We start from the raw sequence: 15,310 nt of genomic DNA, 5'->3' as shown, positions 1-15,310 counted from the left end.
TTGCAGGTCAATAGCTTAGAAGAGCGTTCGGGACACTCGACGTTCCGGCCGGCGCATGACTACGCGGTGATCTTCCTCGACCGGATCGAGGAAAATGCCCGGCGCCAGATCGCGGCCCGTCACCTGATCAATGCCGCGCTGAACTGCGGCGCTGACGCGGCGCGTTTCCTCGAAATCATTCACGCCCATCTGTCGCCCGGCCATCCGATCCCGAACCCTTACGGCCTTATGACCGAGGCGCGGGAATGGGCCAGCTGGGCCAGCACGGCCGAGCGCAAGGCCTATGCGCTGGCCTGCTACGAGGCACTGCCCCCGGCCGATCAGGTGGCCTTCCTGTCGCATGTCAGCGGGGAGGAGGCGGCATGAACGTCGAGCGGATTTCGAGGTCGCCCGAGCCGGTGCTGGACCTGACAGAGGCCAAGAACCATACGCGCGTCCTGTTCGATGATGACAACGCCGATTTCGTCAATGCGATTGATGCGGTGGCGCGCGAAGCCGAGGATTACGGGCAGATCGCGCTGATCAATCAGACAATCCGCGTCACCTTGCCGTGCTGGCCGCGCGCCATGAGCTTCAACCTGCCGATAGCGCCGCTCCTGGACTGGTCAACCGTGACCGTCACCGCGGACGGGGAAGCGTTCGACGACTATGCGGTGATGACCGGCCGGCGCCCCGCGCTTCGATTGAGCGGGTCCAGGCCGCGGGGGGGAATCGTCATCGAGTATGTCGCGGGGTTCGGTGATGCAGCCGGCGACATTCCCGGCGATCTGCGCAAGGCGATGCTGGACCAGGTGTCGGTCTATTACGACACCAGGGGCGCGGTCGATAAGCAGGCCGTCAGCCTGTCGCCCCACTTCGCCCGGATCCTCGGCCGCTATCGCGGGGTGCGGGCATGAGCGCGGAGCGAGGATACACGGGCGATCCCGACATTGACCAGCTGCTGTTCCGGTGGCGCCGCGTTATTGCGGACGCCACCGACGAATGGGCGCGGGGGTTTGCCCTGTCGATCCAGAGGGCGCGCAAGCGTCCGGGCTGGATGCCCAGCCATCGGCAGTTGGCCGTCATGCGCCGCCTGGTGGCAGAGCTGCCACCCGTCGCCAGGGAGGATGAACCTGACCTGATCGAGGATTGAACATACCGGCCCGCATGGCGCGGGCCTCGGCCGCCGTGGAGCTTTCACGGGTTAGCGATGCGCGGCGGCTTAAAGCGCAGCAGACGGAACGGTTCAGGCGCAAACCGGCGCGGCGACAGTCGCACGGTGCGGTGGAAATCCGCAGGGGCAGCTATCCCGCTTCGGCGGTCTCTCCAAGCCCCAGGAACCCGCTGCCACCCTCACGGCGGCGAACATGGGAGAGCGGACCGGGCCGAGGGAAAGGCAGGTCTGACCTAAGCGACGGGCTCGTCCGAATGGGCAGGTCAAGATCGCGGCGGTCAGGGCGGGAACGCTGGGTTCTGAACCCCGGCCTTTAACCCGCTTCCTGACCGTCGCTCGGGGTCTGAACCGATGGGCAGGGACAAGAGAAGAACAGGAACAAGAGCTTAGATGCGAGAAGGCAAAGAGATGATCACGGGAACGGAAGGCGCGGCGCGCGACCTGTTCGGGCATGGTCCCAATGCCCAGACTTCGGTTTTGCCGGGGGACCGGCGGCGGAGTGTTCCGCTCTCACTTTTGGAAAAAATCCGGGGAAAATCGCCGTCGATGCGGGCGATCCAGTTTTTGGGCCTGTTGCGCGTTCCCGAGGGCAAAAAGGCCGGAAAACCGCTCAAACTGGCGAATTTCCAGAAAAAATTCGTGAAAGGGTCCTTTTCCAAGGGGGTGACGGTCGGCGTCCTGTCCATCGGGCGCGGCAATGCCAAGACCGCGCTTTCGGCGGGCCTCGCATTGGCCGAGCTGGTCGGCGCGCTTCAGGACGATCCGCAGCCGAACCGCGAGATCATCTTCGCGGCCCGCAACCGTGACCAGGCGCGCATCGCCTTCAATTTCGTGCTGGGCTACATCAACGGCCTGCCGGAATCGGATCAGGCACAGTTCACCATCCGGCGCGGCTCCAAGCTGGAGATCGAATTCGGCGGCAATGGCGGCGGGCTGGCGCGCTGCATCGCCGCTGACGGCAAGTCCATTCTCGGCGGTGCCCCGACGCTGGCGATCATGGACGAACGCGCCGCCTGGGAACGCGAGAAGGGCGACAACCTCGAAAACGCCATTCTCTCGGGCCTCGGCAAACGCGACGGCCGGGCGCTGATCATCTCGACCTCGGCCCCCGACGACACCAACACCTTTTCCCGCTGGCTGGATGAACCGCCGCCCGGTTCTTACGTCCAGGAGCATCGCCCGCCCTTCGGCCTGCCGGCCGACGATCTGGAAAGCCTGCTGCTGGCGAACCCCGGCGCGGCCGAGGGCATCGGCTCGACCCCGGAATGGCTGCTGTCGGCGGCAAAGACCGCCATCGCCCGCGGCGGCGCGGCCCTGTCCAGCTTCCGCAACCTGAACCGCAACGAGCGCGTGTCGATCGAGAATCGGTCGGTGCTGGTCACGGTGGACGAATGGCTTTCGGCCGAGGTCGCGCCCGAGGATCTGCCGCCCCGCGAAGGCATCTGTATTCTCGGCGTGGATCTGGGCGGCTCGCGCTCCATGTCGGCGGCGGCGTTCTACTGGCCGGAAACCGGACGGCTGGAAGCCCTCGGCACCTTCCCGGCCTTCCCGTCGCTGGCGGATCGCGGCGCGGCCGATGCCGTCGCCCATCGCTATGTCGAAATGCACGAGCGCGGCGAATTGTCGGTCATGGGCGAGAACACGGTTCCGCCCGGCCCGTGGCTGGCCGAGATCGTGCGACAGCTGGACGGTATCCAGCCCGCCTGCATCGTCGGCGACCGTTTCCGCCATGCCGAATTTGCCGAGGCCATGAACGGCGCCGGCCTCGCCCGCGTCCCGTTCATCTGGCGCGGCTTCGGCTGGAAGGACGGGGCCGAGGATATCGAGCGGTTCCGCCGGGCGCTGTTCGACGGCGACGTGAAGGTCGTGCCGTCGCTGCTGCTGCGCTTCGCCTTCGCGGATGCCGTGACCCTGATCGATCCGGCCGGCAACGCCAAGCTCGCGAAGGGCCGCGCCCTCGGCCGCATCGACGCGGCAGCGGCTTCGGTGCTGGCGGTTGCCCAGGGCGCGCGGATGCAGGCCGCACCGACCCGGAAAGCGAGGGCGGCATGGGCATGAAGCGCGACCAATGGCGGCGCCATTCCCGGCCCGTCCTGAAAACCAAACGCTGGCAGGTGCTGCGCCAGATCGTGCTGGAACGCGACGGATGGGCCTGCGTCGATTGCGGCACCAAGCGCGGCCGGCTGGAAATCGACCACATCAAGCCGGTGCGCAGCAATCCCGAACTGGCCTTCGACCCGGCCAACTGCGCCACGCGGTGCAGCTCCTGCCACACCAAGAAAACCCGGATCGAATGCGGCCACCCCGCGCCGATCCGGTCGCCCGAGCGCGATGCCTGGGCGCAAGCCGTTGCCGATCTGGCGACGAACCCAAACCCGGCAACATGAGGTATCACATGCTGGATAGTGTCAAAATCGCCCGTCGCCAGTCGGAAATCCGGCAGGCTCTGGCGGGTCTGGTGGGCAAGGACAGCCCGACCGAGGACGAAACCCGCTCCATGGAGACGCTGGACGCGGAATATCGCGCCAACGAAACCCGGTATCGTGCCGCCCTGATCGCGGAAGATACCGAGCGCCGCGAGGCCGGGGCCGATCTGGAAACCCGGTCGGACCGGGAATATGCCGAACTGGTCGGCCGCTTCGAACTGCGCCAAGTTGCGCTTGCCATCGACGAAGGGCGGGCGCTGTCGGGCGCGACCAAGGAAGTCGTGGACGAACTGCGCAGCAAGGGCGGCTATCAGGGCGTCCCGGTCCCGCTGGCGGCTCTGGAAACCCGCGCTGGCGAAACCGTCGCGGCCGACCAGATCAACCCGAAAACCATCCGCCCGGTAATCGACCGGCTGTTCCCGGCTTCGGTGGCTTCGCGCCTCGGCGTCCAGTCGATCAACATCACCTCGGGCGAGCTGGAATTCCCGGTTGCGACCGCCGGCGCGGTGTTCGGCTGGCAGACCACCGAGCTGGGCAATGTCGGCGCGGCCTCGGAATACCAGACCTCGGAACGCAGCCTGAACCCCGACCAGACCGGCGGGGCGCAGATGGTCATCAGCCGCAAGGCGCTGAAACAGGCTGGCGAAGGGCTGGAATCGGCCATCCGCCGCGACCTGAACGCGGTGATCGGCACCGAGCTTGACCGCGTGGTGGTGAACGGTTCCGGCGCGGCCGGCCAGCCTCTGGGCATGATCCCCGGCGCGGCGACCTATGGCATTGCCTCGACCGCCGTTGGCGCGGCTGCGACCTGGGCGGCATTCCGGGCGCAGGTGGTGGCCTTCATGCAGGCCAACGCGATCACCTCGGCTGCCCAAGTCAATCTGGGTTTCGGCCCGGCGATCTGGGCCGAGCTGGATGATGCGCTGATCACCGGCACCGCCGTTTCGGAATGGGACCGCCTGACCAAGCACATTGCCATCCCGGCGATCAGCAATGTGATCCCCCTTGAGACCGCGATCCTGACCGCGACCGTGCAGGGCATCGCGCCGGGCTATCTCGGCATCTATGGCGGCGTGGACCTGATCCGCGATCCCTACACCAAGGCGCAATCGGGCCAGCTGGTGCTGACGGCACTGGTCACGGCCGATTTCACCGTGCCGCGTGGGATGCAGACCCGCATCCTGACCGGCATCGGGGAACCCTGATGCTGTGGGGGGCGTCGCTCGGGGCGCTGGAACTGCGCAGCGAGGGCGGGGCAACCCGCCTTCGGGCGACGTTCCCTTATGGCGCGGAAACCGAACTGGCAGCCGGGCGGTATGAGGTCATCGCCGCCCGCGCCTTCGCAGACCGGATCGAGCGGGGCGAGGATATCCACCTGCTGGCCGGCCATGACTTCAACCGCCCGCTGGCATCGCGCGCGGCCGGCACCTTGCAGCTGCGAGACACCGATGCCGCATTGGAGATCGAGGCCACGATTGACGGCCAGACCAGCTGGGCGCGGGACTTCCTTGCCGCTCATGCCTCGGGCCTGATCCGTGGCCTGTCGCCCGGTTTCCGCGTCCAGCGCGGCGGCGAACGGATCGAGCGGCGCGCGGCCGGGACGCTGCGCACCATCACGGCGGCGGACCTGTTCGAGGTCTCGGCCGTCACCCGGCCGGCCTATTCGCAAGCCCAGATCGAGGCGCGGGAATGGCAGCCCGTGGGCGATGACGCGGAACGCATCGTCACGCATCACCTGAACCGTTGGAGGCTCTGACATGGGGCTGATGGATTTTTTCCGCCGCAAGCCGGTCGAAACCCGCGCCGTGCAGCCGGGCTATACCGCCGCGCTGATGGCGGCGCGCGAGGCCTGGATTGCCGGCGGCTCCGGCCTGGCCGAACTGACCTCGGCCGTGCAGGCCTCGGTCAGCCTCTGGGAAAGCGGGCTGTCGCTGGCGGACGTGACCGGCACTGATCTGCTGGACCGGCGCAGCATGGCGATCTGCGCCCGCGCACTGGCCTTGCGGGGGGAATGCCTGTTCCTGATCCGCGACCGGCTGATCCCGGCCACCGATTGGGCCTTGTCCACCCGCTACGGCCAGCCGCGCGCCTATCGCCTCGGCCTGCCCGAGATCGGCGGCGGGCGGTCGGAAACCGTGCTGGCGCCCGAGGTGCTGCATTTCCGCATCGGCTGCGATGCCGTCACCCCATGGGCCGGATCGGCACCGCTGGCCCGCGCCAAGCTGTCGGCGTCCCTGCTGGACGAAATCACCATGGCGCTGCGCGACGTGTTCCGCGATGCGCCCATCGGTTCACAGATCATCCCGGTTCCCGAGGGCTCGGCCGAAGACATGGACCTGATGCGCCGCAGCTTCCGAGGCAACCGGGGTGCGTCCTTGGTCATCGAGGGCACCGCCCAGGCGACGGCCGCCGGCATGAACCCGAACATCGGCCAGTCGCCTGATCAGCTTTCGCCTCAGCTCGACAAGACGCTGGCCGACAAGCTTCTGACCGAGGCCAAGGGCGAGATTTACAACGTATTCGGCATCCTGCCCGGCCTGACCAACCCGGCCACCACCGGCCCGCTGGTGCGCGAGGCGCAGCGCCACCTGGCGCAGCTGGTGCTGCAACCCATCGTCAACCTGATGGCCGAGGAAGCGACCGAAAAGCTGGGCGCGCCCGTCGCCATCGACGTGGTGCGGCCGATGCAGGCTTATGACCACGGCGGCAAGGCGCGGGCACTGTCGGCGATGCTTCAGGCCATGGCGCAGGCGAAAGAGGCGGGGCTTGACCCGGCCACCGTCAAGGATGCGCTGCAATTCATCGATTGGGCAGACTGATGGGCAGGAACGGCGCATATAGCCTGACGAACCGGGCCGAGTTCCTGAAACCGCGCAAGGAAGTGGATGCGAACGGGAGGATTATCCAAGGGTATGATCCGCAATTCACGCTCTGGGCGCATGTCCTGCCGTTGCGCGGCGGGGAGGAAGTCATGCATGCCCGGATTGAAGCGAAGAACCCGGCGATCATCACGGTTCGGGCCAGCGAGAACACCCGCCTCATCACCAGCGAATGGAAAGCCAGAATCGACGGGCGAACCTACGCGATCAAGGAAAACCCGAGAGAAAGCCAAGACCGCGCGTTTCTTGAGATGCTGGCGGAGGCGCGCTGATGCTTGTCATGTCCCCCGAGATGAAAAGGCGGCTGCGCCGGGAAAGGAACCGAGAACGCGATGCCCTGCGCGGCCGCGTCGGCGCCGGCCGGTTTCACGCCATGGTCAAGGATCTGGCCGCGCTGGTGCGCCTGGCTTTCGAGGCGGGCGAGACGGCATCCATCTTCGGCCTTGAGGGGCCGCTGCGGGCGGGGCTGCGCGCCGATTTCTGCCTGCAAGGCTGGGGCTGGACCTCGGCCGACCTGATGGCGCGCGACCTGATGGCCGAGGTGTTCAACAGCGTGGGGGCCGAGCGGCCCGACTGGTATGAAGGACAGCCGGAATGGACTATCGAAGCGGGAACCCTGATCGAGCGGACGCGCTGCGTTCGCTGCCACAAGCCCTTGCCCGAGGGGCACTACAAGTTTTGCAGCCGGCTATGCAACACCAGCCATGCGAACTGGATGACGAGGATGCGGCAGGCGTCGGAGGATCAGGCGGTGCATATGGCGGTCAATTCGGACTGACGGCCGAGTGTGAATATTGCGGCGGGCCGTTGCCGGAAGGTTCATCCGCGAACCGCATGTATTGCAGCAAGACCTGTCGTCAGGCCGCGCAAACCGCCCAGGCACGGGCCGAACGCATTGCGGCGCGGCAGGGTCGCACATGCCTGTGGTGCAGCGGCCCGATCCCGGCCGAGGCGCGCGGCGACGTGATCTATTGCAGCAAGCCTTGCCAGAGCCGTGCGCAGGCAGACATGCAGAAGACGCGGCGGACCTGTCAGCATTGCGGCAAGACCTTCCGAGGCTTCGGGAAATTCTGTGCCCATCCCTGCTATGCGGCCAGCCGGCGCAAGCGGCACCCCAAGACCTGCCCGGTCTGCCAGGCGGTGTTCAAGCCGCACCGGATCGAGCAAGTGACCTGTTCGCGGGCCTGTCGGGATGAGCTGCGAAGGCGCAGGAAGGGCTAGCTTCGCCCGCCCATGGCATCGCCGGTTCCGCCAGAGCGCCAGCGTTGCGGAGGCCAGTCCTCGAATTGGTCAAGCTCGCCAGGAAAGGACGTCTCTGCCCGGACGCGCGCTAATTCGTCTTCCGTCATGCGGTCAATGACATCCACGATCGAATCCTTGAACAGCGAAAGCATATGCTCGCGCCGTTCATTCGACAGTTTGTCACTCATCACAGTGTCATCGAATATGTCGATAAGGTGATGTAGCCGCGATATCAGGCGGCTTTCCGGCTTCGGTGCGGGATATTTTTCCTCAAGCGTTGCGACAATCTCGGCGTTCATGCTGCGGTTGTTCGCCTCGGCAACAGCCTTGATCCGGTCCCGCATCCCGTCCGGAAGGCGGAGCATATACTGATCTTTCCAAGCACGGGTCGATTCTTCAGCCATTCATACCCATTGGATGTATTTTGAGATTGACGCAAGACCTATCCAACGGGTAGCGTCCCTGCATACCCAACGGATAGGAGTCGGTTTTGAAGAAACGAGAAGACTACCCTAGCGGCCAGCTTGATCGGTTCATCATTCGTCTTCCGGACGGGATGCGGGACCGGATCAAGGTGCTGGCGTCCCAGAATGAACGGTCGATGAACGCAGAGATTGTTTTTCACCTGCGGAAGGCCATCGGCTGGGATGCCGGAAACGAGCAAGACCGCCAGGGCGGCCACCCTGACGGTCTCAAGCAATCCTAAACCTGTGAGAAAAGGATCTTGACCATGAAAATGGGCCAAACCATCAACGAAGTCAAGGGGAGCGGCAGCACCATGTCGCCCGCTCTGTACGCCCATCTCGGCCGCCTGCATTCCTTCGCGGTGAAGGCGCAGGCGCTGGCCGATGCGCTGAACGCGCTGGCGGATGACGTGGAATTTCAGGAAACCAGCATCGAGATCGCCACGGCGCTTTCCTCGATCACCAGCGCCATCGCGCATGGCCTCGATACGCCCCAGCGGTTCGAGGTGGCGGCATGAGGGATTTTGCTGATCTGCTCTGCAAGGATGATCCGGCGGACGAAGCCCCGGCGATCCTTGATCGCATGCTGGACCTGCTCTCGGCTGCCCATTGTGCCCTCATGGACGCGGACGGGAACAATGCCGAGCGCATTACCAATGAGGTGGCGACGGTGCTGGAAATCCTGAACGCCTGCGTGGTGCGAGCCTATGCCGGCGTGGATGCGTTGCAGCGTGAGGCCAAGCGTGGCGTCTGGCGCGACAAGCCGGCAACTGGCGAGGAGGGATAGCGATGTCCCGCCCCTCGGCCCCTTCCATGCCAACCGAGCGCCAGATCCAGGAGGCGCATAAGGTCGTTGCTTCGCTTCATCCCGGCGCTCGAATCGCGCGGGTGGGGCCGGAGGGCGTCACCTTCGAATATCCCGAAGCTCGCAAGCATGTTAGCAACTGGGACAACAAGCCGTTCTCTGCGGAGGGCGCATGAAAACCGTGCCCTATCTCCGCTCGAAACTGCGCCGGGGGCGCTGGTTCCACACTTATCGCCGGGGCGACAAAGAAATCTCGCTTGGGGTGCATGGCCTACACCCTACCGATCCGCGCGTGTTCGCCGCCTACTGCGCCGAACATGCTCGATGGGAACATCGCCCGCCAGACACTTCCACGCCCAAGAGCGGGACATTCGCTTGGGCCGTTGATCTTTACACATCCGGCAACTGGAAGTGGCTGAACGAATACAGTGAAGGCACCCGGAAAGCCCGGCAAGCGATCCTCAAGCGTTATGTGCGCGCCCAGGGCAATCGCCCGCTCTCTGCCATCACTCCACGCGATATCGAGAACGCGCTTTACGCCAAGGGCGGGCATGGGGCTGTCAATGACTTCAAGGCGCTTCGGCCGGTGTTCGAGCATGTGAAACGCCTCGGTTTCATCGCCCGCAACCCTCTGGTTGGCATAGAGATCGACCGGCCCGTGCCGAATGAGCTTCCGACTGCGGACGCGGACGATATCGCGGCGTTCATCAAGCGATGGGAGGTTGGGACGGTTGAGCGGCTGATATTCGACCTCGGCCTATATACCGGCGCGGCGCGGGCCGACCTGGCCGTGATCGGCCGGCACAACATCAAGGGCAACGTGCTGATCTTCAACCGGGTAAAAACCGGCGTGCCCAGCTATGTGCCCATCACCCCGGAACTGCGGGCTGTCATCGCCCGGACGCCGGACATTTCGCCAACGTTCATCCTGTCGAAGTGGCGCAAGCCATACCAACCGCAGAGCCTTGGACAGCGTTTCGAGGATGCAGCGGTGGCGGCGGGAATGAAAGCGAGACTGCACGGCCTGCGGAAAGCCTTCTGCGTCTACTGGGCCGAAAACGGCAAGACCGTCCATCAGATTGCCGCGATGGCTGGGCATCTGACGCTGAAAGAAGTGGAACGATACACCCGCGCCGCCGACCGTGAACAAATCGTCCGCCTGGTTATGGGGGAGGTGTGAAAATGGGACACGCCACCCCAGAGGCCGGGACACAATCCATTAACCGTATGAATAATCGTGAAAATCATGCAAAATCTGCCACCTGATAGGGATCATCGTAGTTCAGGCTCGCCGAGCGCAGCGTATCGGCAATCAGGTTCACGACATGCTCGTCGGCCAGTATCCGCGGGTAAGCCTGGAAAATCGGCGAGGATTCGGGATTCTCGATATGCTCCTCCAGCTCGACCGGGCTGGCGCGGGCGATCCGCAGCAGTTGAAACAGCAGGCAAAGCACGTCCTGCACGTCGGATTCGTGCCAGCGCGGCCCCTTGAGCGAGCGACCGATGCCGGCCAGCGCCTGCTTGATGACTGCCGTCTCATTCGAGAGCAGGAACGAACCGATCGCCGCCCCGCCGATCATCATCAGCTCGAAGGGCAGCGAATGCAGGATCACCCCCAGCTTTCCGCCTGCCAGGATGTAGCCGCCGAAGACCATCCCGAAGGTCACGACGATGCCGATCATGCCGAACATTATTCTACCTGCTTCCTGGCTGCCCTGATGGCGCCCATATATGAGGTCAGGACCGCCGCATGGCCGGGCTCGACCGAAGCCATGATGCGTGCGCCGGTTTCCGGCTGGACCCGGGCCAGGATCTGCGCGGCGAAATCGGGAGGCAGATTCGACAGGACCATGGCCGCCTGTTCCGGCTTCATCTGGTCATAAACCGCGATCAGGCGGGCGATATCCTCGTTCTGCGCCTGGCTCTGGCCTTGATTGCCCTGGGCGATCTGCCGCTTGAGCTTGCGCAGCTCGACAAGCCGCCCGGTAAGCTGCTTTTCCGCAAAGGCGAGCTCGGCCTTGCGGCGGTCGATATCCTGCATGTAGCGGTCGATGCGCAGGGCACGCTCGCGCAGCGTCTCGGCCAGGGCCACGGCCTCGGGAACGTCGGTGCAGCCGGCCATCAGCTCGGAGGGTTCGGCATGTGCAGACAGCCGCGACAGCCCGTCCATCAGCATCACCGCCTGGCCGGCCGCGGCCAGGATCATCACGCCGCCCAGAAGCGACAGGATCGGCTTACGCATCGGCCACCGCCCCTTCGCGCCGGCGGCGGCGTTGCAGACGGGCAGGCCGCGGCGGGCCGGCCGCGGCGAATTTCTGCTGCAACATCCAGAAGGCGCGCTCCTGCTTGGCGCGCTCGATCTCGTCGGCAAGCGCCTGCGTGGCGGCGGTGGCCTCCGCCTTGGCCAGCAGGATAGATTTTTCCAGCCGGCTGATTTCGCTGGTCATGACGGCGATGGCGCCGCCCAGGCCGGTTTCCAGATCGTTCAGCTTGCGCAGCCGCCGCGCCAGCGTGAAGCAGAATCCCGATAGCCCGATGGTGAAGGCAATCAGAATGACCTGTAGAAGCTGCGCAACCGTCATTGGATCCTGAACTCCGTGATGAGGACATCGGTGAAGGCCTCCTTGCCCAGGACGAAGACGGCGCGAGTCGCCAGTTCGTCCCGGACGATGTCCAGTATTCCGCGCTTCTCGAAGGCCGCACGGTCGATATCGGCAAGAAAGCTGTTGAAACTGTCCAGCAGGCGCGGGGTCAGATGCTCGACCTCGGCCCGGTGGCTCTGATCGGTCTCGATCTTGACGGTCATCACCAGGGTCCGCGTCCCCGGCCCGGCCAGCGTCAGAACGATCTGGGGAATATCGACGAAGGCCACGGCCGGCGCGGCCACGGCCTCGGCGGCCTGTTCCTTCGCTGCGAAAAGCGACACCGGCGACCAGAAGCCGAGCCAGGTCGTGGCGAAACCCGCGCCGCCCAGGACAAGGGCCAAGCCCAGCGGCAACAGGATGCGGCCGATCCTCCCGCCGGGTTTTCTTTCCGCGTTGATGTCGGCGACATCGGTCATGGTGATTCTCCATCCGTCCGGGGTCTGGATATCACTCGCGGGCTAACCAATTCTTAATCGCCCCCATGCCATGACGGTCGTGACGAGGATCACGGCGATTCGAAGGGGACGGTTTTGCAGAAGCTGCTGGACTACTGGCGCGAACGAAGCGCAAGGCAGAGGGCCACGCTGATGGCGGCCTTCCTGTTCACATTTGCCGCCATTGCCGGGCTGTCCTGGATGGCGGGCCGGCCCGGCATGGCGTTGCTCTATTCCGGGCTCGATCCCCAGCAATCCGGCGCCGTCATGGCCGCAGTCGAGAAGTCCGGCATCCGCTATGAGATCCGGGGCGATTCGATCTGGGTCGCAGAAAGCCGCAGGGACGAATTGCGCATGGCACTGGCCGGCGAGGGGCTGCCCTCGGCCGGGGGCATGGGCTATGAGATTCTCGACGGCATGTCGGGTTTCGGCACCACCTCGCAGATGTTCGATGCCGCCTATTGGCGCGCCAAGGAGGGCGAGTTGGCGCGCACCATCCTGGCCCTGCCGAACGTCAAGGCGGCGCGCGTGCATCTGGCCGTCCCCAGCGGCCGCGGCTATCGGCGCGAGGCCGAGGCGACCGCCTCGGTCACCCTGACGACCGACGGCACGCCGATCAACCGCGGCCAAGCCAAAGCACTGAAATTCCTTGTTTCCTCTGGCGTTCCGGGCATGTCGGCGGACCGGGTGGCGGTGATCGACAGCGAGCGCGGCGTGATCTCCTCGGGCGAGGAATTCGCCGGCGAGGATCGCGAGGCCGAGATGAAGCGCAATGTCGAACGCATCCTGGCCGCGCATGTCGGCCACGGCAATGCCATCGTCGAGCTGCATCTGGACGTGGTCAACGAATCCGAATTGCTGACCGAGCAGCGTTTCGACCCGCAGGAACGCGCGCTGATCTCGCAGGAAAGCGAGGAAACCGCCGATCAAAGCACCAATTCGCAGCAGGGCGCGGTCACCGCCGCCTCGAACCTGCCCGAGGGACAGGACGGTGCCGGCGATCAAAGCCGTTCCTCGCGGTCGGAGACCCGCCAGCGCTCGAATTTCGAGGTCAGCAAGGTCACGCGCGAGGTGACGCGCCAGCCCGGCGCCACCCGCCGCCTGACGGTCGCCGTGCTGGTGAACGGCGTCGCCCGGACCGAGGCCAATGGCGAAATCGCCCTGGTCCCGCGCGAGGAGGCCGAGCTTCAGGCGATCCGCGAACTCGTCGCCTCGGCCGTCGGCTTCGACGAGGCGCGGGGCGATGCGATCACGGTGAAATCGCTGCCCTTCGCCTCGCTTTCCGAGGCGGGCACCCTGGCCAGTACCGGCGGCTTCCTGTCGAAGCTGGACCTGAACGGGCTGATCCGCATCGCCCTGGTCGGCTTTTTCGCGCTGGCGCTGGCGGCGTTCCTGTTGCGCCCGCTGCTGAGGTCGAAATCCGCAGGCCATCCGGGCCAGGCCGTGCTGGACCGCTCTGAACCGCCACCAGCCCTTGAAGCCGCCCGGGCCGACGGCGCGCCGGCCCCGGCCATCGCCAATGTCGTCCCCGAGATCGACTTCCGGCCCGTCGGAGCAGAGGACGGTGATCCGGTCGGACGGCTCAAGGAGCTGATGAAATCGCGCAAGGACGAAAGCCTGCAAATCTTGTCGGGCTGGATCGAGAAACGTGAGGATGCTGTATGAGACCGGCCCTGCTGCGCCTCGATTCCTTTTCCTCCGGCCCCGCGGAAGCCGCGCAAATGGCCGCCGCGATCGGGCGCGAGGAAGCCTTTCGGCACGGTTACGAGAAGGGCCTGGAGGACGGCCGCGAGATCAGCCTCGATGCGCTGACCCGGGCGCTGGCCGGTCTTCGCCAGGAGATCCAGGCCAGCCAGGAGCGGGAGGCCGCGCTGCGCCGGGATGTTCTCGGCGCGCTGACCCCGGTCCTGCATGCCATCGTGGACCTGCTCGGCCCCCGCTCGGAAAAGGAACGGCTGCGGGTCGCGCTGGCCGAGGAGGTGGCGCGGATCGTCGAGCACGCACCGGAGCGGGCATTGATCGTGCGATGCCCCGGCGATCTGCACCCGGACCTCGCTGATTGCCTCGACAGCGCGCGATTTCCCCAGGTGCGGATCGAGAACCTTCCGGCGGGGCGGGACATGGTCGAACTGGTCGGCGGCCAGGGCACGATCACCTTCGACCCTTCGCTCGTCACCACCGGGCTGAAGGCCATCATTGACGACATCGAGACCGAGGACTGAGTATGGACGACCTTGCAAGCCTGATCGCAACCGACCAGATCCAAGTGGAAATCACCATCCGGCTGGGCGGCACGCAACTTACCGTCGCCGAGCTTTCGCGCCTGCGGCCGAACGACATCCTGACGCTCGACCAGGACATGTCGGACGGCGTCGAGATCTGCGTCGGCGACAAGGTCATCGCCCGGGGCGAGCTTGTGGCAGGCGACGAGACCGACAACCGGCTTTGCGTCCGCATCCTCGGCCCGGCCAGCGCATCGTGATCCGGCTCGTCCTTGGCCTTGCCCTTGCGGCGCTGCTGCCCCAGACGGGGGCGGCGCAGGACCTGCCGCTGATCGACACGGCAAGCCTCGACGCGGTCACCGGCGGCGTCGGCCGGCATGCGATCACGCTGCTGGCGGTGATGACGGCGCTGTCTCTGGCGCCGGGCATCGCCATCATGGTGACCTGCTTTCCCTTCATCGTGACGGTGCTGTCGATCCTGCGCCAATCGCTGGGATTGCAGCAATCGCCGCCGAACATGCTGATCGTCAGCCTGGCCATGTTCCTGACCTGGTTCGTGATGAACCCGGTGCTGACCGAGGCCTGGGAGGTCGCCGGCGCGCCGCTGCGCGACGGTCGGATCACCGTCGAACAGGCCTTCGAGCGCGGCATCGCGCCCTTCCGCGGCTTCATGGAGCACCGCACCGATCCCGAAATGCTGGCCACCCTTGCCGATGTCGCGCCCGATCCCGGGGCCCCGCCCGACCGGTTGTCACTGCTGATCCCGGCCTTCATGCTCAGCGAGATCCAGCGCGCCTTCGAAATCGGCTTTCTGGTCGCGCTGCCCTTTCTCATCATCGACCTGGTGGTTTCGGCGGTGCTGATGTCGATGGGCATGATGATGGTGCCGCCGGTGGTGGTCGCCCTACCCTTCAAGCTGGCATTCTTTGTCGTCGTCGACGGCTGGGGCATGATTGCAGCCGCGCTGGTGCGAAGCTATCAATAGCGGGCCGTTCCGCCGGGCGTTCCGGGCCAGAATCGCCGAATGCACCCTGATGCGG

The 15,310-nt window shown here is 65.6% G+C and carries 22 protein-coding genes and 1 pseudogene; 18 read left to right on the top strand and 5 right to left on the bottom strand.

Translation table 11 applies throughout. The features are described from left to right. Window positions 1–66 precede the first annotated feature (66 nt). From AQY21_RS28990 to AQY21_RS08320, 10 genes are all read left to right on the top strand, one after another. Window positions 67–366, top strand: coding sequence for a hypothetical protein (locus AQY21_RS28990; protein ID WP_058097242.1), 300 nt, complete (start codon window positions 67–69; stop codon window positions 364–366). Beyond that, window positions 363–896, top strand: a complete 534-nt coding sequence (locus AQY21_RS08360; RefSeq protein WP_058097241.1) for a hypothetical protein — start codon at window positions 363–365, stop codon at window positions 894–896. Before AQY21_RS28990 ends, AQY21_RS08360 begins: the two co-directional genes overlap by 4 nt. Then, complete coding sequence (locus AQY21_RS08355; protein ID WP_028710965.1) at window positions 893–1,132, top strand: hypothetical protein; 240 nt, start codon at window positions 893–895, stop codon at window positions 1,130–1,132. Before AQY21_RS08360 ends, AQY21_RS08355 begins: the two co-directional genes overlap by 4 nt. A gap of 429 nt (window positions 1,133–1,561) precedes the next feature. Then, complete coding sequence (locus tag AQY21_RS08350; protein WP_203416457.1) at window positions 1,562–3,211, top strand: terminase large subunit domain-containing protein; 1,650 nt, start codon at window positions 1,562–1,564, stop codon at window positions 3,209–3,211. Further along, on the top strand, window positions 3,208–3,540 hold the full coding sequence (locus tag AQY21_RS08345) for an HNH endonuclease (protein ID WP_082658044.1): 333 nt from the start codon (window positions 3,208–3,210) through the stop codon (window positions 3,538–3,540). The genes AQY21_RS08350 and AQY21_RS08345 overlap by 4 nt, the downstream gene beginning before the upstream one ends. An 8-nt stretch (window positions 3,541–3,548) precedes the next feature. Next, complete coding sequence (locus AQY21_RS08340; protein WP_058097238.1) at window positions 3,549–4,784, top strand: phage major capsid protein; 1,236 nt, start codon at window positions 3,549–3,551, stop codon at window positions 4,782–4,784. Further along, complete coding sequence (locus AQY21_RS08335) at window positions 4,784–5,335, top strand: HK97 family phage prohead protease (RefSeq protein WP_058097237.1); 552 nt, start codon at window positions 4,784–4,786, stop codon at window positions 5,333–5,335. Before AQY21_RS08340 ends, AQY21_RS08335 begins: the two co-directional genes overlap by 1 nt. A gap of 1 nt (window position 5,336) precedes the next feature. Next, on the top strand, window positions 5,337–6,398 hold the full coding sequence (locus tag AQY21_RS08330; RefSeq protein ID WP_058097236.1) for a hypothetical protein: 1,062 nt from the start codon (window positions 5,337–5,339) through the stop codon (window positions 6,396–6,398). Further along, window positions 6,398–6,730: a phage head closure protein gene (locus AQY21_RS08325; RefSeq protein WP_058097235.1), complete on the top strand. Its 333-nt coding sequence runs from the start codon at window positions 6,398–6,400 to the stop codon at window positions 6,728–6,730. Before AQY21_RS08330 ends, AQY21_RS08325 begins: the two co-directional genes overlap by 1 nt. After that, entirely contained in the window at window positions 6,730–7,236 is a 507-nt protein-coding gene (locus AQY21_RS08320; protein ID WP_058097234.1) for a hypothetical protein, read from the top strand. The genes AQY21_RS08325 and AQY21_RS08320 overlap by 1 nt, the downstream gene beginning before the upstream one ends. 439 nt (window positions 7,237–7,675) lie before the next feature. Here AQY21_RS08320 and AQY21_RS08310 read toward each other — a convergent pair whose 3' ends face one another. Next, window positions 7,676–8,104 (bottom strand): Arc family DNA-binding protein, encoded by a 429-nt coding sequence (locus AQY21_RS08310; RefSeq protein ID WP_082658039.1) that lies wholly within the window; start codon window positions 8,102–8,104, stop codon window positions 7,676–7,678. A gap of 86 nt (window positions 8,105–8,190) precedes the next feature. Between AQY21_RS08310 and AQY21_RS08305 the strand changes: the two genes are divergently transcribed. The 4 genes from AQY21_RS08305 to AQY21_RS08285 all read left to right on the top strand — a co-directional run bounded on the left by AQY21_RS08305 (window position 8,191) and on the right by AQY21_RS08285 (window position 10,149). After that, window positions 8,191–8,406, top strand: coding sequence for an Arc family DNA-binding protein (locus AQY21_RS08305; protein ID WP_058097231.1), 216 nt, complete (start codon window positions 8,191–8,193; stop codon window positions 8,404–8,406). A gap of 24 nt (window positions 8,407–8,430) precedes the next feature. Continuing rightward, window positions 8,431–8,682 carry a hypothetical protein gene (locus AQY21_RS08300; protein ID WP_058097230.1) on the top strand — a complete coding sequence of 84 codons (252 nt, stop codon included), beginning with the start codon at window positions 8,431–8,433 and terminating at the stop codon, window positions 8,680–8,682. Continuing rightward, window positions 8,679–8,951 carry a hypothetical protein gene (locus AQY21_RS08295; protein WP_058097229.1) on the top strand — a complete coding sequence of 91 codons (273 nt, stop codon included), beginning with the start codon at window positions 8,679–8,681 and terminating at the stop codon, window positions 8,949–8,951. The genes AQY21_RS08300 and AQY21_RS08295 overlap by 4 nt, the downstream gene beginning before the upstream one ends. A gap of 190 nt (window positions 8,952–9,141) precedes the next feature. Further along, window positions 9,142–10,149, top strand: a complete 1,008-nt coding sequence (locus AQY21_RS08285) for a tyrosine-type recombinase/integrase (RefSeq protein WP_082658038.1) — start codon at window positions 9,142–9,144, stop codon at window positions 10,147–10,149. Between the two features lie 73 nt (window positions 10,150–10,222). Here AQY21_RS08285 and AQY21_RS08280 read toward each other — a convergent pair. From AQY21_RS08280 to fliL, 4 genes and pseudogenes are all read right to left on the bottom strand, one after another. After that, a pseudogene (locus tag AQY21_RS08280) lies at window positions 10,223–10,660 on the bottom strand (motility-associated protein); the annotation flags it as partial. Then, entirely contained in the window at window positions 10,660–11,211 is a 552-nt protein-coding gene (locus tag AQY21_RS08275) for a MotE family protein (RefSeq protein WP_058097226.1), read from the bottom strand. The pseudogene AQY21_RS08280 and the gene AQY21_RS08275, both read right to left, overlap by 1 nt. Next, window positions 11,204–11,551 carry a hypothetical protein gene (locus AQY21_RS08270; RefSeq protein WP_058097225.1) on the bottom strand — a complete coding sequence of 116 codons (348 nt, stop codon included), beginning with the start codon at window positions 11,549–11,551 and terminating at the stop codon, window positions 11,204–11,206. Before AQY21_RS08270 ends, AQY21_RS08275 begins: the two co-directional genes overlap by 8 nt. Next, on the bottom strand, window positions 11,548–12,030 hold the full coding sequence (fliL, locus tag AQY21_RS08265) for a flagellar basal body-associated protein FliL (RefSeq protein ID WP_058097224.1): 483 nt from the start codon (window positions 12,028–12,030) through the stop codon (window positions 11,548–11,550). Before fliL ends, AQY21_RS08270 begins: the two co-directional genes overlap by 4 nt. Before the next feature lie 114 nt (window positions 12,031–12,144). On the opposite strand from fliL, the gene fliF reads away from it, so the two are divergent. From fliF to fliP, 4 genes are read left to right on the top strand one after another with little or no spacing between them, the layout of a single operon-like run. After that, window positions 12,145–13,713 (top strand): flagellar basal-body MS-ring/collar protein FliF, encoded by a 1,569-nt coding sequence (gene fliF / locus AQY21_RS08260; protein ID WP_058097223.1) that lies wholly within the window; start codon window positions 12,145–12,147, stop codon window positions 13,711–13,713. Continuing rightward, window positions 13,710–14,270 carry a hypothetical protein gene (locus AQY21_RS08255; RefSeq protein WP_058097222.1) on the top strand — a complete coding sequence of 187 codons (561 nt, stop codon included), beginning with the start codon at window positions 13,710–13,712 and terminating at the stop codon, window positions 14,268–14,270. The genes fliF and AQY21_RS08255 overlap by 4 nt, the downstream gene beginning before the upstream one ends. A 2-nt stretch (window positions 14,271–14,272) precedes the next feature. Beyond that, window positions 14,273–14,530: a FliM/FliN family flagellar motor C-terminal domain-containing protein gene (locus AQY21_RS08250; protein WP_058097221.1), complete on the top strand. Its 258-nt coding sequence runs from the start codon at window positions 14,273–14,275 to the stop codon at window positions 14,528–14,530. Further along, window positions 14,527–15,255 (top strand): flagellar type III secretion system pore protein FliP, encoded by a 729-nt coding sequence (gene fliP, locus AQY21_RS08245; protein ID WP_152988164.1) that lies wholly within the window; start codon window positions 14,527–14,529, stop codon window positions 15,253–15,255. Before AQY21_RS08250 ends, fliP begins: the two co-directional genes overlap by 4 nt. Window positions 15,256–15,310 lie beyond the last annotated feature (55 nt).

The organism is Paracoccus sp. MKU1 (assembly GCF_001447385.1).
Taxonomy (GTDB): Bacteria; Pseudomonadota; Alphaproteobacteria; order Rhodobacterales; family Rhodobacteraceae; genus Paracoccus.
This window is presented reverse-complemented; position numbering and strand designations above follow the sequence as displayed.

Excerpts from the sequence above, each read along its gene's own strand:
- AQY21_RS08355 (WP_028710965.1), top strand. The coding sequence starts at position 893 with ATGAGCGCGGAGCGAGGATACACGGGCGATCCCGACATTGACCAGCTG.
- fliL (WP_058097224.1), bottom strand. The coding sequence starts at position 12,030 with ATGACCGATGTCGCCGACATCAACGCGGAAAGAAAACCCGGCGGGAGG.
- AQY21_RS08345 (WP_082658044.1), top strand. The coding sequence starts at position 3,208 with ATGAAGCGCGACCAATGGCGGCGCCATTCCCGGCCCGTCCTGAAAACC.
- AQY21_RS08350 (WP_203416457.1), top strand. The coding sequence starts at position 1,562 with ATGATCACGGGAACGGAAGGCGCGGCGCGCGACCTGTTCGGGCATGGT.
- AQY21_RS08340 (WP_058097238.1), top strand. The coding sequence starts at position 3,549 with ATGCTGGATAGTGTCAAAATCGCCCGTCGCCAGTCGGAAATCCGGCAG.
- AQY21_RS08320 (WP_058097234.1), top strand. The coding sequence starts at position 6,730 with ATGCTTGTCATGTCCCCCGAGATGAAAAGGCGGCTGCGCCGGGAAAGG.
- AQY21_RS08310 (WP_082658039.1), bottom strand. The coding sequence starts at position 8,104 with ATGGCTGAAGAATCGACCCGTGCTTGGAAAGATCAGTATATGCTCCGC.
- AQY21_RS08255 (WP_058097222.1), top strand. The coding sequence starts at position 13,710 with ATGAGACCGGCCCTGCTGCGCCTCGATTCCTTTTCCTCCGGCCCCGCG.
- AQY21_RS08360 (WP_058097241.1), top strand. The coding sequence starts at position 363 with ATGAACGTCGAGCGGATTTCGAGGTCGCCCGAGCCGGTGCTGGACCTG.
- AQY21_RS08275 (WP_058097226.1), bottom strand. The coding sequence starts at position 11,211 with ATGCGTAAGCCGATCCTGTCGCTTCTGGGCGGCGTGATGATCCTGGCC.
- AQY21_RS08270 (WP_058097225.1), bottom strand. The coding sequence starts at position 11,551 with ATGACGGTTGCGCAGCTTCTACAGGTCATTCTGATTGCCTTCACCATC.
- AQY21_RS08330 (WP_058097236.1), top strand. The coding sequence starts at position 5,337 with ATGGGGCTGATGGATTTTTTCCGCCGCAAGCCGGTCGAAACCCGCGCC.
- AQY21_RS08250 (WP_058097221.1), top strand. The coding sequence starts at position 14,273 with ATGGACGACCTTGCAAGCCTGATCGCAACCGACCAGATCCAAGTGGAA.
- AQY21_RS08295 (WP_058097229.1), top strand. The coding sequence starts at position 8,679 with ATGAGGGATTTTGCTGATCTGCTCTGCAAGGATGATCCGGCGGACGAA.
- AQY21_RS08285 (WP_082658038.1), top strand. The coding sequence starts at position 9,142 with ATGAAAACCGTGCCCTATCTCCGCTCGAAACTGCGCCGGGGGCGCTGG.
- AQY21_RS08325 (WP_058097235.1), top strand. The coding sequence starts at position 6,398 with ATGGGCAGGAACGGCGCATATAGCCTGACGAACCGGGCCGAGTTCCTG.
- AQY21_RS08335 (WP_058097237.1), top strand. The coding sequence starts at position 4,784 with ATGCTGTGGGGGGCGTCGCTCGGGGCGCTGGAACTGCGCAGCGAGGGC.
- AQY21_RS08300 (WP_058097230.1), top strand. The coding sequence starts at position 8,431 with ATGAAAATGGGCCAAACCATCAACGAAGTCAAGGGGAGCGGCAGCACC.